At 51.6% G+C, this 20135-nt stretch carries 15 protein-coding genes and 1 other RNA gene; 10 read left to right on the forward strand and 6 right to left on the reverse strand.

Features of this window, described 5'->3' with window-relative positions; all coding sequences use genetic code 11:
- Positions 1-97: 97 nt before the first annotated feature.
- Entirely contained in the window at positions 98-1381 is a 1284-nt protein-coding gene (glyA, locus tag AC6I7T_RS16590; RefSeq protein ID WP_497788437.1) for a serine hydroxymethyltransferase, read from the forward strand.
- A 70-nt stretch (positions 1382-1451) separates the two neighbouring features.
- On the opposite strand, the gene metF is transcribed toward glyA, so the two are convergent.
- Both metF and AC6I7T_RS16600 read right to left on the reverse strand, forming a co-directional pair.
- Complete coding sequence (metF, locus tag AC6I7T_RS16595) at positions 1452-2396, reverse strand: methylenetetrahydrofolate reductase [NAD(P)H] (RefSeq protein WP_497788438.1); 945 nt, start codon at positions 2394-2396, stop codon at positions 1452-1454.
- 73 nt (positions 2397-2469) lie between these two features.
- Positions 2470-3354 carry an aldo/keto reductase gene (locus tag AC6I7T_RS16600; RefSeq protein WP_497788439.1) on the reverse strand — a complete coding sequence of 295 codons (885 nt, stop codon included), beginning with the start codon at positions 3352-3354 and terminating at the stop codon, positions 2470-2472.
- Positions 3355-3511: 157 nt separating this feature from the next.
- Between AC6I7T_RS16600 and AC6I7T_RS16605 the strand changes: the two genes are divergently transcribed.
- Together AC6I7T_RS16605 and rnpB are read left to right on the forward strand one after the other, a co-directional pair.
- On the forward strand, positions 3512-4423 hold the full coding sequence (locus tag AC6I7T_RS16605) for a hypothetical protein (protein ID WP_497788440.1): 912 nt from the start codon (positions 3512-3514) through the stop codon (positions 4421-4423).
- 28 nt (positions 4424-4451) lie between these two features.
- An RNA gene (gene rnpB / locus AC6I7T_RS16610) (RNase P RNA component class A) lies at positions 4452-4911 on the forward strand.
- A 147-nt stretch (positions 4912-5058) separates the two neighbouring features.
- Here rnpB and AC6I7T_RS16615 read toward each other — a convergent pair.
- Complete coding sequence (locus AC6I7T_RS16615; protein WP_497788441.1) at positions 5059-5751, reverse strand: aspartate/glutamate racemase family protein; 693 nt, start codon at positions 5749-5751, stop codon at positions 5059-5061.
- 234 nt (positions 5752-5985) lie between these two features.
- On the opposite strand from AC6I7T_RS16615, the gene AC6I7T_RS16620 reads away from it, so the two are divergent.
- A complete protein-coding gene (locus tag AC6I7T_RS16620; protein ID WP_497788443.1) occupies positions 5986-7953 on the forward strand; it encodes a S9 family peptidase in 1968 nt (655 codons plus the stop codon).
- Between the two features lie 73 nt (positions 7954-8026).
- Here the strand turns inward: AC6I7T_RS16620 and AC6I7T_RS16625 are convergent, their stop codons facing one another.
- Together AC6I7T_RS16625 and AC6I7T_RS16630 are read right to left on the reverse strand one after the other, a co-directional pair.
- A complete protein-coding gene (locus AC6I7T_RS16625) occupies positions 8027-10651 on the reverse strand; it encodes an ABC transporter permease (RefSeq protein ID WP_497788444.1) in 2625 nt (874 codons plus the stop codon).
- A gap of 27 nt (positions 10652-10678) precedes the next feature.
- Positions 10679-11008: a PadR family transcriptional regulator gene (locus AC6I7T_RS16630; RefSeq protein WP_497788445.1), complete on the reverse strand. Its 330-nt coding sequence runs from the start codon at positions 11006-11008 to the stop codon at positions 10679-10681.
- A 194-nt stretch (positions 11009-11202) separates the two neighbouring features.
- Between AC6I7T_RS16630 and AC6I7T_RS16635 the strand changes: the two genes are divergently transcribed.
- Positions 11203-11799 (forward strand): flavodoxin family protein, encoded by a 597-nt coding sequence (locus AC6I7T_RS16635; protein ID WP_497788447.1) that lies wholly within the window; start codon positions 11203-11205, stop codon positions 11797-11799.
- A 40-nt stretch (positions 11800-11839) separates the two neighbouring features.
- Here the strand turns inward: AC6I7T_RS16635 and AC6I7T_RS16640 are convergent, their stop codons facing one another.
- Positions 11840-13510 carry a carboxylesterase/lipase family protein gene (locus tag AC6I7T_RS16640; RefSeq protein ID WP_497788448.1) on the reverse strand — a complete coding sequence of 557 codons (1671 nt, stop codon included), beginning with the start codon at positions 13508-13510 and terminating at the stop codon, positions 11840-11842.
- Positions 13511-13699: 189 nt separating this feature from the next.
- On the opposite strand from AC6I7T_RS16640, the gene AC6I7T_RS16645 reads away from it, so the two are divergent.
- The 5 genes from AC6I7T_RS16645 (at position 13700) to hpnI (ending at position 20077) form a co-directional block, all read left to right on the forward strand.
- The gene (locus AC6I7T_RS16645; protein ID WP_497788450.1) at positions 13700-14962 is read left to right on the forward strand and encodes an ABC transporter permease; all 1263 of its coding nucleotides are present in this window, start codon (positions 13700-13702) and stop codon (positions 14960-14962) included.
- Positions 14963-14971: 9 nt separating this feature from the next.
- Positions 14972-16225, forward strand: a complete 1254-nt coding sequence (locus AC6I7T_RS16650) for an ABC transporter permease (protein WP_497788451.1) — start codon at positions 14972-14974, stop codon at positions 16223-16225.
- Positions 16226-16361: 136 nt separating this feature from the next.
- A complete protein-coding gene (locus AC6I7T_RS16655; RefSeq protein WP_497788453.1) occupies positions 16362-17588 on the forward strand; it encodes an ABC transporter permease in 1227 nt (408 codons plus the stop codon).
- Positions 17589-17591: 3 nt separating this feature from the next.
- Positions 17592-18848 carry an ABC transporter permease gene (locus tag AC6I7T_RS16660; RefSeq protein WP_497788454.1) on the forward strand — a complete coding sequence of 419 codons (1257 nt, stop codon included), beginning with the start codon at positions 17592-17594 and terminating at the stop codon, positions 18846-18848.
- 62 nt (positions 18849-18910) lie between these two features.
- Positions 18911-20077 (forward strand): bacteriohopanetetrol glucosamine biosynthesis glycosyltransferase HpnI, encoded by a 1167-nt coding sequence (hpnI, locus tag AC6I7T_RS16665; protein ID WP_497788455.1) that lies wholly within the window; start codon positions 18911-18913, stop codon positions 20075-20077.
- Positions 20078-20135 lie beyond the last annotated feature (58 nt).

Below are 20135 nucleotides of genomic sequence, written 5' to 3' on the forward strand. Positions count from 1 at the left end.
GATACTCCTGTGCCCTGGCGAGGGTATGCCTGTACGGCAAATGCTCCAAATGCCAGTTTTGAACTGGTGCGAACGGAATTCAGTCTAGAATTGTCGTATGTCCGATCGCATGTCCCTGCCCCTTGCCCAGGCTGATCCTGAGATCGCCGCCGCTATTGAGAATGAGATCCGTCGCCAGCACGAAGGGCTGGAGATGATCGCCTCAGAGAACTTTGTCAGCGAAGCCGTACTTCAAGCTGCCGGTTCGGTCTTTACGAACAAATACGCCGAAGGCTATCCAGGACGGCGCTATTACGGTGGTTGTGAATTTGCGGATGTCGCTGAAAACCTGGCTCGCGACCGTGCCAAGCAGCTTTTTGGCGCTGATCATGCCAATGTCCAGCCACACTCCGGTTCGCAGGCCAATGCTTCGGCCTATATGTCCGTATTGCAGACCGGGGACACGATTCTTGGTCTCGATCTTGCCCACGGTGGTCACCTCACCCACGGTCACAAACTGAGTTTTTCCGGAAAGCTCTATCGTCCCGTCTTCTACGGTGTTCGTAAGGATACCGAAGTGATCGATTACGACGAGCTGGAACAGATTGCCCAGCGCGAAAAACCCAAATTAATTGTGGGTGGTGGCAGTGCGTATCCCCGGCAATTCGATTTCCCGAGAATGCGGGCGATTGCAGATAAAGTTGGCGCTCTGCTGATGATCGACATGGCTCACTTCGCCGGATTGGTCGCCGGTGGGGTACATCCTTCGCCGGTTCCACATGCACACCTGGTTACCTCAACGACACACAAGACGCTGCGTGGACCCCGCTCCGGTTTAGTCCTCTGCCGTCAGGATCTGGCTGCTGCTGTCGATAAGGCCGTCTTCCCGGGTCAGCAGGGTGGGCCTCTTGTTCATATCGTTGCGGCAAAGGCCGTTGCCTTCCGTGAAGCACTGCAACCGGAATTCAAGCAATATGCGGCTCAGATTATTGCCAACGCCAAGGTTCTGGCAGAGGCTTTAGCTGCCGAGGGCTACCGAATCATTTCCGGCGGGACTGACACGCACTTGATGTTGGTGGATGTCTTCGCAAAGGGAATTCTGGGTTCCGAAGCTGAATATGCTCTCGGAGAGGCCGGAATTACAGTTAACAAGAATGCGATTCCGTACGATACCAATCCTCCCTTGAAGCCCAGCGGCATCCGTATTGGAACTCCTGCATTGACCACTCGCGGCATGAAGGAAGCAGAGATGAAGCGAATCGCCAAGTGGATCGTTGCGGCATTGGAAAAGCGTAACGATGAGCAGGCCCTCGCCAAGATCCGTGCAGAGGTTCTCGATCTTGCTGAGCAGTTCCCGCTTTACGGCTGGCGTCGTGCTCCGGAAGCTGTAAGCGCACGTTAAGCCACACATACCAAAACAAAAATGGGGGATTCCGATAGAGTCCCCCATTTGTATTTGGATTTCTTTGCGTTTACGGAAAGTTCTTTACCGGTACTTCGGCATGACGAAGCTTAGTGCTGTCTCGCAGGCCGAGGCTTTGATAGATCTGACGTGTAGCGTCAGATTTATTCAGGGTATAGAAGTGAATGCCGCGTACCTGATTATCGAGCAGGTCCCGGCACTGTTCCGTAGCCCAATGAATACCGACCCGTTTCACAGCCTCGGGATCGTCTGAGGCACGTTCCAAAGCGCGCAACAGCTTCGCAGGGAAACGTGCGCCTAAGGCCAGCTGCGCCATACGCTTCATGCCGCCCAGGGTTGTAATCGGCATGATTCCGGCAATAATCGGAACATGAATGCCTGCCAACTCGCAGCGTTCGCGAAAGTCATAGAGGTCGCGATTGTCGAAAAAAAGCTGTGTGCAGATATAGTCTGCGCCGGCGTCGATCTTGGCTTTTAAATATTCAAGCTCATCGAGGCGATTCGGTGTTGCCGGATGTCCTTCGGGGAAGCCCGCTACTCCGATTCCGAAGCCGCGACGGTCGGGATGGCTTCCACGCTCGTTAAAACGCCGGATGAAGCGCACCAAATCTGCAGCATGCTGAAAGGCATCGGCTTTACGGTCGTAGTTCACACGATCACGAGGTGCGTCTCCACCCAAGGCAAGAGTGTTGCTCACTCCAGCCTCAGAATACTTTGTGAGGACGTCTTCAACCTCCTGCTCGGTATGACAGACGCAGGTGAGATGCGGAATTGGGTCGAGCGTAGTCGTTTGCTTCAGCCGAATGACCAGGTCATGCGTCAGCTCGCGAGTTGAGCCGCCAGCGCCATAGGTCACAGAAACAAAAGACGGTTGTAAAGCCTCTAGTTGAGAGATGTTCTCGTAGAGGGCCTGGGCCTCTTGCACTGTCTTCGGTGGAAAGAACTCAAACGAGACAGTGGTCTGATCGGAAGCAAAAATGTCACGTATGTGCATGGGCAACCAAGCACATTGTACAAGTACCGGGAATCCGGGCCCCCTCCTAATTTCGCCGCCTACATCTGTAGTCCTAAGCGCGTAGACAAGCAGGAGGAGGATTAACTGCCGACAGCTCGTCAAATTCGCTATCCGTAAGCCGGAAGGAAGCTGCGTGAATATTCTCTTCCGCATGGGCAACGGAACTTGTTCCGGGGATCGGCAGCATGAAAGGCGAGCGTCGCAACAACCAGGCAAGCGCAACTGTCTGTGTCGATACCTGCCGCGCTTTGGCAATTCCTTCTACGACTGCATGTGCTTGCTGTCCTTGGCTCAAGGGACTCCAGGGAATGAAAGCAATCTTCTTCTTTTCGCAATCGTCGAGGAGATAATCCCATTCACGGTCGGCAAAGCCATAGCGGTTCTGAACGGAGACAACGGAAATCATCTTGAGCGCGCGTTCCAGATGCTCCTTTGTCACATTCGAGAGGCCAATGTGATGGATTTTTCCTTGCTCCTGCATCTTTGCAAGTGCTTCAACTGAGGCTTCAAAAGAAACAGCTAAATCCGGAACGTGAAGTTGAAAGACGTCGATACGCTCCAGACGCAGCCTCTTCAGGCTGCCTTCCAGCGCTTCGGTCAGATGCTTTGGGCTAGCATCATGAATCCATTGTCCAGGTCCTACACGTTTCCATCCGGCCTTTGTAGCGATTACCAATCCTGAAGGATAGGGATAGAGGGCTTCGGCAATAATCTCTTCAGAAATATAGGGTCCATAAGAATCTGCCGTATCGATAAATTGGACTCCCAAGTCCACAGCTTTACGCAAGGTTGCCAAAGCTGCCGGGCGATCCTTCGGCGGGCCCCAGATGCCTGGGCCTGTAAGGCGCATAGCCCCAAATCCCATCCGATTTACTACCAGATCTCCTAACGTAACTGTGCCAGCGGCAGCTGCCGCTGCAGAGGACGTTTGAGTCATTGAATCTCTCCTTATGCGACGCCGAAAACTCAGGCAATGTGCATCTTCCTGGAACAGAATAAAGACTCTGGACGTAATGTCCTAAGCAGGATTCTTCTCTGGTCAAGATTGGCAGGATGAGAATATGCAGTAAATATATCTGGAGAAAAAGTTATTCATGTACTTTTGCAAGTCTCCTCGCAAGACGATTCAATTTTCCCTGTTGATTGCGGGTCTTCTATGTTCTTCCATGCGGTTGCCTGCTCAGGTGATCGAAAAACCGGAAGTATTTCTCGTCGGAACAATTCATGATTTTCATTTTGAACCGCAGTATCACTATTCGATGCCGGATCTTCTCGTAGAAGTGAAGACGCTACATCCGGATGCTGTTTGCGGGGAGATTACGCCCGACGCCTATCAGCAGGCGGCAGAAGGATATTACCCTCCGGAGGCTGCATTCCTGGCGGAGATGTCAAAGGATCTCGGTTATCGCTTTATAGCCACCGACTGGAGAGGAGACTCAAGAAAGCAATCCAAGATGGAAGATGCCATGTCAAAGGACGAGACGGCAAAGTTGGATGTCTTTTGGAAGAAGGTGATGGAGGAAGTTAAAGCCTACAAAGGGCCTTCACTCTATGACTATTTTCATTCTCCGGAACACCTGCAATTGGTGGATCAGTTCTTCGAGAAATTTATAGCCGCCGATGGCGATATCGTTATGGGCTACTGGCACGAAAGAAACCACAATATTGTCGAGAACTGTCTGAACGAGTCTGCTGGAAAGAAGAGGATTGTCTTTGTCTATGGAGCTTCACATATTCCTCAGCTACAGCGTGAACTCAAGGACAAGGGCATTGAATCTACCGTTGCCGGACGGTTCTTTACTCCCTCCGGGGAAGGCCAGGTAGCTCCTGCAGTAGTACAGCGATGGCGGCGGAATTTACAGGGGTTGGAGGGAATATCTTCCGGCTCGATAACGACTTCCGAAGAATATCGCTTTCGTATCAAGCACAGTCGACGCATAAAGGACTTGAAACAAGCCATCGATCTCTATTCCAGCCAGAAGACAGTAGCTGCTGGTTTGGAGTGATTCCTAAAAGACGGTATTCTAGGAGCTGCAAGCTTGCTGGGTGGTCGCTGCTGTGCTTCGGCACAGGAGAGGAAAGTCCGAACTCCCCAGGGCAGTGTGCCGGATAACGTCCGGGATTCCGGTTTTAAGACCGGAAGACGGCTAGTGCCACAGAAAACATACCGCCGCGGCAGCCTGGTCTCCCTGGAGATCAGTTCCCCAGAAAGGCTTGTCCTTTCTGGCGCTGCGGTAAGGGTGAAAAGGTGCGGTAAGAGCGCACCGCTCCGGCTGTAAAGTCGGAGGCAGGGTAAACCCCACACGGAGCAAGACCAAATAGGGAGGGATCCGCAGGTCTAGAACCAGGGCTTGCGGGGCGTGTCTGCCCGATGCGCCAAGGCGGTTCGAGCAAGTGCCGAAACCTCCGGGTAGGTTGCTTGAGCCTGTCAGCAATGGCAGGCCTAGAGGAATGATCACCCTCGACAAAATTCGGCTTACAGGCGGCTTGCAAAATTATCGACACCGATGCAGTGAATCCTTTTAGGTGTCACCGTAACCAGCAATAAGATGTTTGTATGGCCGCTCCTTCAGAGAACGGCCATACAAGCAGATCTTTGCTAGGAACCCGTTCCCTTTAGTACCGGTTTCAATTACTTATCTCACGCAAGGGCCATCTCAACGGCTGCATATGCATGGAGCGCTGTTGTGTCGAAGAGTGGAAGTACAGAGTCCTCAGGGTGAATCAGAAGCGGTAGCTCCGTGCATCCAAGAACAATTCCTGCAGCACCTTTGTACTTCAAACCTGCGATGATTTGCTGAATCTCACTTCTTGATTCTTCTAGAAACTTTCCTTGGCAGAGTTCGCTATAGATGATGCTATGTACTATCTTCCGCTCTTCTTCTTCTGGAATTACCACCTGAATGCCATATTTCTCTGTCAGGCGGCGGCGGTAAAAGTCTTCTTCCATCGTGAAGCGAGTTCCTAGCAAGCCCACTGTTTTTAGACCTCGGGTATTAATCGCCTTTCCGGCCGGATCGGCAATATGCAGCAGTGGGATTGAAACTACAGCCTCAACTTCGCTAGCCAGTTTATGCATCGTATTTGTGCAGATCATCAGAAAATCCGCACCGCCAGCTTGCAGGTGTTTTGCGCAATCCTGCATCTGTTGACCGAGTTTTACCCAGTCGCCCTCGTGCTGCAAGGCTTCAATCTCGGCGAAATCCACCGTGAGGAGCAAGCTTCGGGCATTATGCTGTCCACCCAAGATGGATTTGACATGCTGATTGATGAGTCTGTAGTACTCAGCGGAGGACTCCCAGCTCATTCCTCCGATCATGCCGATCGTTTTCATGGCAGCTATGATAGAGCATTTCTCCCATAGGGATAGACTTGCCGGGATAGCGAGGAGCAGTTTTCTTTAGCGGAAAACTGCATATACTTCCGCGTTTTGGTCTACCTCTTTGCGAGAAATGCTCTGGCGGGAAAGTTGGAGGCCAAACACCGTACAATTCTGAAAATCTGTTCCCGGTGCTTGTTTCCCGTGCCGTTTTATCTATTTTGAGCTATCTGGATTTGAGGAGGAGTCGTGAAGCGAATTCTGCTCTTTATCGTTCTTGCGGCAAGTAGTTCTTTGTCTGCCCTGACGCAAACTAACTCACAACCCGCAACGGTTAAACCAGGAGACAACCTTGTCCTGGAGAATCTCCCGGCAATTCCTTCCGCCATTGCAGAACAAACAACTCGCTATGGAGAGTCTCGTGCGGCGTCCCTCTTTAGTTGGCATCCAGTTAAGAAAGAGATGTTGATTGGGACACGTTTTGCGGAAGTACAGCAGGTCCACTGGGTAAAGATCCCAGGCGGAGCAAGGACGCAGATGACCTTCTATCCGGATCGCATCCAGCGAGCGCGTTTTGCCCCTAAGGATGGAGCGTCTTTCATCTTCCTCAAGGATATTGGTGGTGGCGAGTGGTATCAGCTCTATCGCTTTGATGTTGCTACAGGAAATGTCACGCTACTGACAGATGGCAAGTCGCGGAACAGTTCTCCTCTCTTTGCGCATAAAGAAAATCGCATCGCTTATACCTCTACACGACGCAATCAAAAAGACAGTGATGTATGGGTGATGAATACAGACGATCCGAAGACGGATCACCTGCTCCTTAAGCTGGAGGGTGGCGGCTGGTCTCCTTCCGACTGGTCGCCGGATAACCGTCAGCTGCTCGTCAGCGAATACATCTCTGTCAGTCAAAGCAATCTATGGCTTGTGGATGCCACAACCGGGGACAAGCAGCTCGTAACTCCGGCACAACAAGGAGAGGAGAAGGTTTTCTACTCCGAGGCGCGCTTCAGCGCAGATGGCAAGGGCGCGTTTCTGACAACCGACCGTGATTCGGAATTTCACCGGTTAGCCTATCTCAATCTTGCCACCAAGCAGCTGAAATATCTCACCACGGATATTCCCTGGGACGTAGAAGAGTTTGATCTGAGCGAAGATGGAAAAAATATCGCCTTCATCACTAATGAAAATGGCATTAACAAGCTCTACATTCTGAATACCGCAACAGCGAAATACCATGCCGTGACAGGGGGCCCGGATGGTGTAATCGACGATGTTCAATTCCACCCGAATAACCGCGATGTTGCTTTCGACATATCGTCTGCCCGATCTCCTTGGGATGTATATTCCGTCGACATACAGACCGGAAAGATCGAGCGCTGGACTCAGAGCGAAACCGGAGGACTGAATACATCCAATTTTGTAGAACCGAAATTGATCGAATGGAAGAGCTTCGACGGCAAAGAGATCAGCGGGTTTTTCTATCGGCCGGATCCGCAAAAGTTTCCAGGAAAGCGTCCGGTAATTATAAACATCCATGGCGGCCCGGAAGGACAATCAAGGCCGGTGTACATGGGGAGGAATAATTATTTTTTGAATGAGCTGGGCATTGCAATGATCTTTCCGAACGTCCGTGGTTCGACAGGTTATGGAAAGAGCTTCACCGATGCGGACAACGGCTTTCACCGAGACGATACCTACAAAGATATCGGTGCGTTATTGGATTGGATCGAAAAGGAGCCTACGCTGGATGCAAGCCGGATCATGGTGACAGGTGGAAGCTATGGCGGTCACATGACCTGGGCCACTGCTGCTTATTACAACGACAAGATTCGTTGCGCTCTGCCGATTGTCGGAATGTCGAGCCTGGTCACTTTGCTGGAGCATACAGAGGCATATCGCCGAGATCTGCGACGCGTCGAGTACGGCGATGAACGCGATCCGAAGATGCGGGCTTATCTTGAAAAGATTGCGCCTCTCAATCACATTGACGCTATGCACAAACCCATCTTTGCTGTGGTTGGGAAGAATGATCCGCGCGTTCCCTGGACAGAGTCCCGGCAGATTCTAGATAAGCTGAATACCCAGGGAACTCCGACATGGTTCCTGATGGCGAACGACGAAGGGCATGGTTTTGCAAAGAAGAAGAACCAGGATTTTCTCTTTAATGCCGAGGTGATGTTCGTAAAGAAATACCTGCTTGATCAAGCGGAATAATCTGATTCTTTGTCATGAAATAGATCGGAAAGCTGCGATCCTTAGGGGAATCGCAGCTTTCTTGCTTGTGGGGTTATTCCATCCGCAAAGCACGCATAGGATCAAGTCGAGAGGCATTCCAGGCAGGGACGGCGCAAGCAGCAGCAGCAACTGCCAGCAGGGAAACTCCGACCGCAATAAACACGAGTGGATCGAAAGGACTTGTCCCGTAGAGCATGGTCTGAATTACCCGAGTCAGTGTTGCACTTCCTATTAGCCCCAACAACAATCCGAAGACAGCAGGACCAAGGCCGTCGCTTAGCATAAGTCTCAACACCTGTAGACGTTTCGCTCCTAAGGCTATCCGAATACCGATTTCCGAGGTCCGTTGCGCAACAACATAGGAAAGAACGCCAAAGAGACCAACTGCTGCTAGCGTCAGCGACAGTAGCGCAAAGGCCAGTAAGAGCGTTGCATTGAAGCTAGCATCCATAGTGTGCTTTTCGATGACTTGGTCCATCGTGCGAATGTCTACCACTGGTAGATCGCGATCGAACTCCTGAATTATTCTCTGGATCGGTAGAGCTTGTTCAGTGACGTCTCCCTCGCGAACTCGAACCACTAAGGCTGTGTTATTCTTTGCAGCTCCGAATAGAGAAAAATACATCATCGGCAGAGGCGGCTCGCTGATTGAATGGCGACTATCACCCACGATGCCCACAATTTCATAACGAGCCGAATAGGTATCTATGTGCTTGCCTATCGGGTCTTCATTGGGGAAATACTGTCGTGCGAAGGAGCTTGAAATTATTACTTCTGTCGCATGATCGGGTTTTTGATCGTTGGCGAAGGTTCTGCCTCGCAGGAGGGGGATCCCAATTGTGGCAAAGTAGCCAGGATCTGCCCAGCGATGAATAGCATATCGTCCTTGTCCTGCGGGAAGGGGTGGATGCTCGGGAATGATGAAGCCGTTATCTCCTCCATAATCCTGACCGGGAAGGATAGAGATGAAAGCGGCGGCGCGCACTCCCGGTAAGCTTTGGATGCGTGAGAGCAGAGTTTCAAAGAAACTCACGCGTTGCATTGGTTCCTTATATCGTGCGACAGGCAGGCTCAATCGCATTGTTAGGACATTGTCGGTAATACATCCCAGATCCGATGAACGAAGCTTGGCATAGCTTTTTATGAGCAAGCCTGCACCAATCAGGAGGATAACCGTCAGAGCAACTTCAACAGACAGCAAGATCTTACGGAGCCGTGCCCGGGCGTAACCTGCACTACAAGATCGTGAAGATTCCTGCAGCGATGCCAACGCCTGTTCCTTGTTATTGGAAAGAGCAGATATCAAACCGGAAAAGAGTGCGCACAAGAGGATCAATCCACAGGTAAACGCAACAACGATGCCATCGATCTCAATTGTGCCGGCACGTGCAATGTCGTGGCGTTCATGAGCGAACCACTGAATGGCAGTGAAGGCGAGTAAGAAGCCGAGACAGCCGCCAACTACCGAAAGCAGCAGGCTCTCCATTAATTGTTCACTCACGAGGCGAACGCGGCTGCCTCCGAGTGCGGTTCGGATTGCAACTTCTTTTCTCCGTGCAGCAGCTCTGGCTACGAGAAGGTTTGCGACATTCAGACACGCGATGAGAAGTAGACAGCTTGTCGCGCCGAGTAACACATAAAGAGGCTTTCTGGTCTTGCCGACGATTGACTCGAGAAGGGAACGAATGTTCGCTCCTTTACTGACATACGGATTACCTGGGTTCTGCTCGCGAATTCTGCGAGTGATCAGGGTAAGTTCCGATGTAGCTTGCACCTGAGAGATGCCGGGTTTTAGCCGCCCAACAGCTCTGAAATTGTGATTCCCTACCGCACGCATCTCCGTTTCATCCTCTTCGTGATAAAGAGGTGTCCATACCTGAGTGGATTGATCCGGGTACTGAAACCAATCGGGCATAACTCCGATTACGGTATAGGGCTTAGAATCCAGCAGGATTGTCTTGTTCAAAATAGAAGGACTAGATCCATAACGCCGCTTCCATAGGCCAGAACTCAAAATGACAGTTGCATTGGCAGAGGGTTGATCGTCGGCAGCTACGAATCCTCTGCCCAACATTGGTTGGACTCCGAGTGTTGGCAGCATAGTCCAGGAAAAGACGGTGCCTTTGATTTGCTCGGGAAGTTCCCCTCCTTGCGCGGAGAGATTATAGCTTCCACTGGCCCAAAGAGCTAAATTAGAAAAGCTTTTGCTCTGTTTCCTCCATTCCTCAAACACCCCGCCCGCAGAGCTGTTGTAAGGGGTCTTGTCATCTGCGCTATGTTCGTAAATCCGCACCAGCCTGTCAGGATCTTCGAAGGGAAGAGGCTTTAGCAATATCGAATGAACAATGGTGAACAGCGCAGTATTGGCTCCGATACCAAGAGCCATTACCAGAATTGCAATCAATGTAAAACCAGGTGTGCGCAGAAGCGTCCGTGTGCTGATCTTTGCGTTTCGTAAAAGCGACTCCAGCCAGCACCAGCTCCAGGTGGAGCGGGCTTCGTCTCTTAGCGCAGCGGGATTGCCGAAGCTTCGCATAGCCGCATGACGGGCTTCCTTCGCATTCATGCCGGAAGCAATGTTCTCCGCAATCTGCTGGTCGAGATGAAATTGCAGCTCCTCATCGAGGTGTATTCCGGCTTCTCTGCGATGGAAGAGCATTCTCAGCTGTATAATCATCCTGTAAATTCCGCGCATGAGTCTCACCTATCCTTCTTGAACGATTAAGTTGATCGCTTGTGACAGCCGGTTCCAATTGGCTGTCTCGGAATCCAACTGTTTCCGTCCCGCAGCGGTGAGTGAATAAAACTTTGCCTGACGGCCTGTTTCACTCTCATCCCATTTGGCTTTAATCCATCCCTGTTGTTCCAGCCGGTGCAGTGCGGGATAAAGTGAGCCCTGTTGCACCTGCAGAACTTCCCCCGAAACCTGTTGGATACGCTTGGCAATCGCCCAGCCATGCTTTGGCTCCAGCGAGAGCGTTTTTAAAATAAGGAGATCGAGAGTTCCTTGAACTAGGTCGCTTGGTTTTCCCATACCTTGATTATCTACATCTCGTATTGTCGATAGTCAAGGTATAAGAGTTGCAGCTATCTCTTTCTGTCGCACAATGTGTTTCAGGGCACAGAATGGTTAAGCCGCTCATTCCTAGAATGCAGAAACGTTTGTGCGGTTGTGCATTCTGAAACAAACAGTGCGCTGTGATAAGTCAGCGTAAGTGAGTCAACAATATGGCGAAGAAGGTTGTAGCAATTGTAGGCAGCTATCGGAAAGGCGGAGCCACCGATTCCGTAGTGGATGCTGTGCTTGACGGGGCCAAGGGTAAGGGCGTCGAAACTAGGAAAATCTATCTGTTGGATTCACAGATTGAGTTTTGCCGGAATTGTAGGGAGTGCACACAGCAACCTGGCGAGCAGCGTGGCCAATGCTCAATGAAAGACGAGATGGGCTCGATTCTGACCGAAATAGAATCCGCCGATAGTGTGGTTTTAGCGGCACCGGTTAATTGCTGGAATGTTACGGCGATCTTCCGCCGTTTCCTTGAACGGTTGGTTGTCTATTGCTATTGGCCGTGGGGAAAGCCGGCGCCGGCTCCTCGTTCCAAGAAGCTGGTTCATAAAGCAGTTCTCATCTCTTGTTCTGCGATGCCGGGATTTTTGCAGCCTCTTGCCACCGGGGCACCGCGCGCTTTGAAGAACACTGCAAAGATGTTGGGTGCAAAGCCTGTAGCAAAAATGTGGGTAGGCCTGGTCTCCTCAGAGGCAAAGCCGAAGCTCTCTGAACGTACGCTGAACCGTGCGCGAGCCATTGGCATGCAGCTTGGGTAGCCCTTATTTCTGAATATAAAGTTCAGGCCCGGGATCTGCTCTAGTAGGTTCCGGGCTGAGTGTAGGGAACCTGCCCCGCAAATCTCCGTTCTTCTCCTCGTGGATCATTCATCAGTTTTGTTTCTCTATCGAAGATCATTGTCGAACGGCTTGTCAGATCAAAAGGCTTCCAGGTGGGGAGATGTGGATGATTAGGGTTGCCGGTTTGTGCAAAGGCAATCCAGGTTTCGCTCATTACATCTGCCATTTTCTGTGCATCCGCGCCCGTGCCACACATCAGAGGAGCGACGGAGACATTATCGAAGGCCAGAGGAATATCCAGAGTATGGGGTGCCTTCCATTTACCGTCATCGATGGGTGTCTTCCAATCCAGTTCGTAAACGTAGGTCGGGGCTGAACCTTGCGGCTGAGCTGCACGTCTGTCTGCCTCTATGACTTGTCCACGCCAGGAGCGAAAAGCAGTCGTTGCTGCAAAGAAGACGTCGCTGGCGGAGTAGCTCGGATACAGTTGCCGGTACCTATCTATGAGGGTCTTCAGATCCAGGCTCCCAAAAAATTGAGAATGGCGTTTCAAATTTTCAGATAGCGTCTCCCAGGTGAGGGCAAATAGAGCAGGATCACTGCCTCCAATAAGCGTTCGCGTTTCGTCATGCGTATTGCCCAGAATCATCGGAATATTTGCCGAGAGGGAAGGGGCATCGGGGTCGAAGGGATCTCGGGGCAAAGATCGACCATCGCGTACAGGCCCGAAATAGTTGGCCGCGGAAGATGCCTGCATTAATTTTTCCATCGGGATTTTGCGGATTTCGCTCACACGATTTGGAGGTATTCCCAGTGCTGCAAGTACTTTCCTTGCTCGTTCTGTTGCGGCTTCCGGACGAGAGGCAGTGATTTGTTGTCCGCTCATGGTGATGACGCGATGAAAAAGTCCATGAGCCTTGGGCATTGCCATCAGCGTTGCACATTTAGCGCCGCCTCCGGACTGGCCGAAGATCAGTACACGCTTCGGATCTCCACCAAATTCCGCAATGTTTTCCCGAACCCACTCCAGTGCCAGAACAAGGTCGAGCATCCCGGCATTGCCGGAGTCAGCGAACTCTTCTCCACCCAATTCGGCGAGATAGAGATAGCCAAAAGCATTCAATCGATGATTCACGGTGACGACGACAACATCACCGCGACGGCACAGTCTTATTCCGTCGTAGAGAACGCAATTCACTGTGCCGTTGTTATAAGCGCCGCCATGGATATAGACCAAAACAGGGCGCTTTCCTCCATCTCGCAGTGCGGGAGTCCATACATTCAGGTGCAGACAGTCTTCGCTCATTTCTCCAAGATCAGGAGGAAGATGGTACCCGCTGCTTGAGGCTGCAGAGGAGGCGTGATTGCCACCTCTTTGCGGCGCTCTGGGGCCAAACTCGACAGCATCTCGTATTCCGGTCCAGGGAGCCGGTGGCAGTGGCGCTTGAAAGCGTCTCTGGGCCGTGTCTGCTCCGTAGGGAATTCCCTTAAACACATTGATCCCGCTGTTGACCGTTCCCCGGATACGTCCGTAGGTAGTGGTTGCTATCGGATCTCCTGTTAGGGCAAATAAGGCAGGAGCTGGAAGTGTCAGAAGACCAGTCGCACCGGCACTGTAAAGAGAGCTCCTCAGAAAATCCCGTCGAGACGTTGGCGAAGGATTATGGCTTGAAATGGATTTGTCCGGCACGCGGGTTCCTCCCCATTGGGACAATTACTGCTCAAGAAATGGTGCAATAAAGCTGAAGACGAATCTTCTTCCGGAACAGTTTCGACCTCAGACCTATCCGGCTGCAATATCGGTGTTCGGCTCTCCCGATCAGGGAACCGGAGGGCGCAGAATTGCGTATCCAGTTTGAGATGACGATAGAAAAAGTGTGTGCTGCTAAACTCAAGGCCACTACTTTTCCCGGCTATGGAATTCATTGAAGCGATAAAAATAGCCCTGCAGTCCCTCTGGGCGAACAAGCTGCGTTCGATTTTGACTCTCATCGGAGTGGTGATGGGCGTAGCTTCGGTCATCATGGTGATCACGCTGGTAAACGGCGCGAATCACTATGTGTCGACAAAGCTTTCGGGCTACGGTTCTGACGTTTTCACCGTTTCGAAGCAGCCCTCCGTCATCTTCAATGCTGAAGAATATTTCCGGTATCAAAAGCGCAAGCGCCTCGAAATGGAGGACTACCAGGTAATTGCAGAGTCGTGCAAGCTCTGCAAGCAGACCGGTGCTTTGCTCGGTTCTACCGGGAAGGTGGTCTTCAATGGCAAATCCAGCACGAACACCGAGATCCGCGGCTATACCTGGATGATGCCCGATTTGAACAACATCACGCTTGCGATGGGGCGGACCTTCACCCCGACGGATGAGGAGCACGCAACGCATACGGCAATTATCGGGTACGACATCGTCGATAACTTGATCGGGGATGAGGATCCGATAGGCAAAGAAATTAGGATCGGTGGAGTGCCATACACGATCATTGGTGTTGGTGATCGCCAGGGTAAGACCATGGGAGAGAGCCAAGACAATTGGGCCGCAATTCCCATAACTACCTATCAGCATGTTTATGGGACTCATGACACCATTACGATCTACGCTCGCGCTGAAAACGGGACGATCGCTATGGAGCGCGCAAAAGACGAGGTCCGAGTGCTGATGCGCAGCCGTCGTCACGACGCGCCTGGACAACCGGATAGCTTTGAGATTGAAACCAATGACACCTTTCTTGAGATTTGGAAGAGTATCAGCCAGATCTTTGCCTTTGTGGTTGTAGCGATTGCTTCGATTTCCCTGGTCGTAGGCGGAATCGTGATCATGAACATCATGTTGGTTTCGGTTACAGAGAGGACGCGTGAGATTGGCGTACGTAAGGCGCTCGGGGCCAAGCAGAAAGATGTTCTGCTGCAATTCTTGATTGAGTCGGCAACCATGGCTTTGGTAGGCGGCATGATTGGGGTCATCGCTGGGGTGGGAGTAGCTAAGCTGATCACAGTCGTAATCGGATTTCCGACTACAGTCCAGATATGGTCTGTCTTCTTGGGGTTATTTGTAGCCGGCAGCGTAGGCATATTCTTCGGCGTATATCCGGCGAGGAAAGCGGCACGTCTGGACCCCATCGTAGCCTTGCGGTCAGAGCTTTAAGGAAAGTAGATGCGAATCAAGGACTCAAAAGAATCCATTCGAATGGCGCTGGAAACCTTGCGCACAAACAAGTTGCGTTCAGCTCTGACGATTTTGGGCATTGTGATTGGGGTAACGACTGTCATCACAATTTCTTCTGTGATCAATGGGTTAAATAATCGCGTCGCGGACTGGGTCAGTTCACTCGGAAACAATGTCCTTTGGGTCTATCACATGCCCGTGATCGGAGTTGATCCTACTTCGGAGATGCTGACCCGTAAGAAGCTGACCTACGATGATGGGATTGCCATGCGGAAACTTCCGCATGTGGTTGCGGTAGACGTGGCACAGCGATATGTCAAGCAGTTTGGTGTCGGCAATGTTGATGTGAAATATAACGGCCATAAAGTACAGAGCACAATTCTGACCGGGAACACCGCAGCGGTGAAGGATGTGAATGATCTGGACTTGCAGGAAGGCCGGTTTTATACAGACGCGGAGGCAGAAAGCCGCGCCAATGTAGTGGTGCTGGGCCACGATACGGCAGACGAACTATTCGGGCAGGAATCCGGTGTAGGGAAAGATGTCACCATAGGCGGCAATCTATTTACGGTGATCGGTATTTTGGCGAAACGTAAGCAGCCCTTTGGGAGCGGCAAAAATCCTGGTGATAATACAGCATTTTTCCCTATCGGGACCTTTCGTAAGCTGCATCCGGAGGTGCGGGACTACTGGATCAGCGTAAAGTATGACGATCCTAAGTACCGAGCCCTTGTTGAAGATGAAGTTAGGGAACTGCTGCGGATTCGCCGTAAAGTTCGGCTGGAAGCGGACGACAATTTCGCGATCTTCAGCCCCGATGCGGTGGGACGTTTGTGGGGACAACTTACCGGAGGCTTAGCCGCTTTCATGGTGGCAGTTTCCAGCGTGGGCCTAATGGTCGGTGGAGTCGGCGTAATGAATATCATGCTGGTCTCCGTGACGGAGCGAACCAGGGAGATAGGCGTGCGTAAGGCAATCGGTGCGACAAAGACCAACATTATGATGCAGTTCACGGTCGAAGCCGTCACACTCTGCGCCATAGGTGGTCTCATCGGGGTACTTGTCGGCAGTCTGCTGACCTTAATCGTTCGGCTCGTTGTGTCTTTCCTTCCGGCAACCGTTTCTCCAGTATGGGTGTTAATAGGGTTCTCTGTTTCCTGCGCGATAGGACTTCTGTTTGGAATTTACCCGGCTTGGAAGGCAGCTAACCTGGATCCTATTGAAGCTTTGCGATACGAGTAGGACGATTTTTCACATCCTGAGTAGGTTTCACCGGGAGTTCTGAAGCTTTTTCGAGCTGGAATCTGTGCGATGGACAGATTCTTTGAGAGTATTACTGGGTACGGTCGAAGCACAAAATTCTTTGAGCTAAGTTTTCATGAACTATCAAGAGGCCATCAAGATCGCGCTGCAATCGTTGTGGGCAAATAAGATGCGGACGATTCTCACTCTGCTGGGAGTGGTGATCAGTGTCGCGTCCGTAATCATGGTCGTGACCCTGGTCAATGGAGCCAAGCAGTTCGTAACGACCAAGATCAACACCTATGGCGCGTCGGTGGTTACGGTCAGCAAAATGCCCCAAACCTTCATGACCATCGATGAATATCTTTCTTTCCAGAAGAGAAAAGATGTCACCATCGACGACTACAGCGCCATTGTGGACGAGTGTAAGTCTTGTTTTTCGGTGGGGGCACTGCGCAACACGACCGGCAAGATTGTTTATGGAACCAAATCCAGCACAGATACGGATATTCGTGGCTGGACCTGGACAATGCCTCCTATTTCTAACCTCAACATTGTTGAGGGAAGAGGCTTTACCGAATCCGAAGACAAGCACAGCACCCATGTTGCCATCGTGGGCTACGATGTCGTGGATAAACTTCTAGGAGAAGGAGACCCCTTAGGCAGGGAAATTCGCGTCGATGGATCTCCTTATACCGTAATAGGCATTGGTGAACGCCAGGGCAAAGCTCTGGGATCGAGTCGAGATAATTGGGTGGCGATTCCGCTTACCGCCTTTCTGCATTCTTACGGCTCGAACAAAAGCATGGTGGTTTATGTAAATGCCGGCGGTAGTGGGGAAGTACTCGACCGTGTTTCCGATGAGTTACGGACTATTATGCGTAGCCGTCGGCATCTGGCTCCAGGGACTCCCGATGCGTTCTCCATCGACACCAGCGCGACCTTTCAGAATTTTCTAGGCCAGATATTGAATAGTTTTGGCGCTGTAGTGGTGGCTATTGCCGCGATTTCGCTTATCGTGGGCGGAATCGTCATCATGAACATCATGTTGGTTTCGGTGACCGAACGAACACGCGAGATTGGTGTTCGTAAAGCGCTGGGCGCTCGCCGCAAAGACATATTGCTGCAGTTTTTGATTGAGTCGGCCACGATGGCATTGGTCGGTGGTCTGATTGGGATTGTTGGAGGTATCACTGTAGCAAAGGTGATTACAATCCTTGTCAACTTCCCATCGGAGGTCAAAATCTGGTCTGTTTTACTAGGTCTCTTTGTCGCCGGCAGTGTGGGCATCTTTTTCGGAGTGTATCCGGCGCGTAGAGCCGCGCAGCTCGATCCTATCCTAGCCTTGAGATCGGAGCTCTAGACCATGAGACTACGTGACTCCAAAGAAGCAGTCTGGATGGCGCTGGACACGCTACGGACCAACAAGCTACGTTCGTTCCTCACCGTTCTCGGTATCTGCATCGGTATCTGCACGGTCATCCTCATCTCGTCGGCGATCAATGGCTTGAATAGCAATATCGATACCTTTGTTCGTTCTTTGGGTACGAACAATCTATGGATCTTCCGCTTTGAACCCTTCGGGCACAGGCCGACAACCGAGGAGCTGAATCGCAAGCAGCTGACCTATGAAGACGGGCTCGCCATGCGAAACTTGCCGCATGTCGTAGCCGTAGATCCTGGCTTGCAATATCAGAATTTTCAGCTTGGTATTGGTTCCGTTTCCATCAAATACGGTAACCGCAAGATACAAAACACAATTCTTGGTGGCGATACGACGGATGTGAAAGAGGTGGGCGGTTTTGAGGTCCTCGAAGGTCGCATGTGGAACGAGGATGAAGAAACCCGTCGTGCCAATGTCGTTGTCCTCGGCCATGATGCGGCTGAAGATCTGTTCGTCAACGAGTCTCCTCTCGGGAAGGAAATCCAGTGCGAGGGAGATGTCTTCACTGTCATTGGAGTTTTGGATAAGCAACCACAGCCATTTGGCGGAGGCAGGAATACCCAAGATAATTCTGCCTATTTCCCTCTTGAGACCTTCCGCAAACTCCACCCGGAGATTAAAGATTTCTGGATCACGGTGAAGTATGACGATCCAAAGAACAAATCTCTCGTGGAGGACGAGATTCGCGAACTTCTCCGCCATCGTCGCAAAGTTCGCGTAGATCAGGAAGACAACTTCGCAATCTTTGGCCCTGACTCCCTGAGCCGTCTTTGGAATCAGCTTACCGGAGGACTCTTCCTGTTTATGGTTGCAGTTTCTTCTGTAGGTCTGATGGTAGGCGGTGTTGGTGTCATGAACATTATGCTGGTCTCAGTCACGGAACGAACGCGTGAGATCGGCGTCCGCAAGGCTATTGGTGCTACCAAAAGAGGCATTCTGTTGCAGTTCACCCTTGAGGCAATGACCCTCTGTGCCGTTGGCGGTGTGCTTGGGATTCTGATCGGATCGTTGCTTACCCTAATTCTGCACTTCGCGGTGGCATTCCTGCATGCAGCTCTATCGCCTGTCTGGGTTGTAGTTTCTTTTGTCGTGGCATGTTCAATCGGGTTGATCTTTGGTATCTATCCGGCATGGAAGGCCGCGAATCTAGATCCTATTGAAGCGCTGCGCTATGAATAGCTGAGGATCGTTGTACGGGAATCACAAAAAGGTGAAAACACCGTACACTGTCCTTACTGTTCATGTTTGCGACTGCCATAGCACTAGTAACGGCTACACTGACGGCGGCAGGTATTGGCTACTACCTGGTAGCCTTCTGGTCTGCCTGGTCCTTTCAACGTACTCGTTGGAGAGCGTTGCCGGAATCTTATCCTCCGGTAAGTATCTTGAAGCCGATGAAGGGTATGGATCCGGGGATGTATGCAAGCCTGGTGAGCCATTGCCATCAGGATTATCCAGGGGAGTACGAACTCATCTTCGGCGTCAATAGTCTTGACGATCCTGCGGTACCGGCAATCGAGCAGTTGCAGAAAGAATTTCCGGATCTTCCGATTCAGCTCATCTTGTGCCCGCAAAGTCTGGGACCAAATGGCAAAGTAAGCAACCTTATGCAGACCTTGCCTCATGCCCGTTTCGGACACATTCTGATCAACGACAGCGACATTAAAGTTTCTCCCTATTATCTTCGCCGGGTAATGGCCCAGTTCCAGGCTCCACATCGCAAAGAGAAAGCCGTAGGAATGGTGACATGTCTCTACCGGGGAAGAGCTCACGGGAGTATCGGTTCCAAGATGGAAGCGCTGGGTATTGCTACCGACTTTATCGGTGGAGTTTTGACGGCCCGTGCACTTGAAGGTCAGATTAGTTTTGGACTCGGTTCGACACTCGCTGTTTCGCCGGAGGCATTGAAGGCTATCGGTGGCATAAGTCCGTTGGTGGAATATCTGGCAGACGATTACGAGCTTGGCGTAAGGATCGCCCGGGCCGGCTTCGAAGTTGCCCTGAGCAGTGAAGTCGTCGAGACCTCGATTCCTGACTATAGGTTCTCAGCGTTCTGGCAACATCAGCTTCGGTGGAGTCGTGCCATTCGGGATTCCCGCAAATGGGGCTACGTTGGAATGGCGTTTACTTTCGGCCTGCCTTGGGCAGTACTGAATGTCATCGCTTCCGGGCTAAGTCCGGTGAGCATCTGGCTTTTTAGCCTGGCCTTCCTGGCAAGAATGAGTTTGGCCGTGATGACCGGGGCCCTGGTGGTCCGCGATTATCAGGTTCTGCGCGACATGTGGCTTTTGCTTCCCCGCGATATGGTTGCTTTAGCTCTTTGGGTGTGGAGCTTTGCCGACAATAGCGTAACGTGGCGCGGCGAGGTGTTTGCGCTAAAAGACGGCAAGATGAGCAAATGCAGCTAAAGCGGTCAACCGGTGAGAAGGCCGAGCAAGCTTCACATCTAGATGCCCGCTTTGTTAG

This window comes from Humiphilus diazotrophicus, from assembly GCF_059726315.1.

Coding starts and splice junctions, on each gene's coding strand:
- glyA (WP_497788437.1), top strand. CDS start 98: ATGTCCGATCGCATGTCCCTGCCCCTTGCCCAGGCTGATCCTGAGATC.
- metF (WP_497788438.1), bottom strand. CDS start 2,396: ATGCACATACGTGACATTTTTGCTTCCGATCAGACCACTGTCTCGTTT.
- AC6I7T_RS16600 (WP_497788439.1), bottom strand. CDS start 3,354: ATGACTCAAACGTCCTCTGCAGCGGCAGCTGCCGCTGGCACAGTTACG.
- AC6I7T_RS16605 (WP_497788440.1), top strand. CDS start 3,512: ATGTACTTTTGCAAGTCTCCTCGCAAGACGATTCAATTTTCCCTGTTG.
- AC6I7T_RS16615 (WP_497788441.1), bottom strand. CDS start 5,751: ATGAAAACGATCGGCATGATCGGAGGAATGAGCTGGGAGTCCTCCGCT.
- AC6I7T_RS16625 (WP_497788444.1), bottom strand. CDS start 10,651: ATGATTATACAGCTGAGAATGCTCTTCCATCGCAGAGAAGCCGGAATA.
- AC6I7T_RS16630 (WP_497788445.1), bottom strand. CDS start 11,008: ATGGGAAAACCAAGCGACCTAGTTCAAGGAACTCTCGATCTCCTTATT.
- AC6I7T_RS16635 (WP_497788447.1), top strand. CDS start 11,203: ATGGCGAAGAAGGTTGTAGCAATTGTAGGCAGCTATCGGAAAGGCGGA.
- AC6I7T_RS16650 (WP_497788451.1), top strand. CDS start 14,972: ATGCGAATCAAGGACTCAAAAGAATCCATTCGAATGGCGCTGGAAACC.
- AC6I7T_RS16655 (WP_497788453.1), top strand. CDS start 16,362: ATGAACTATCAAGAGGCCATCAAGATCGCGCTGCAATCGTTGTGGGCA.
- AC6I7T_RS16660 (WP_497788454.1), top strand. CDS start 17,592: ATGAGACTACGTGACTCCAAAGAAGCAGTCTGGATGGCGCTGGACACG.
- hpnI (WP_497788455.1), top strand. CDS start 18,911: ATGTTTGCGACTGCCATAGCACTAGTAACGGCTACACTGACGGCGGCA.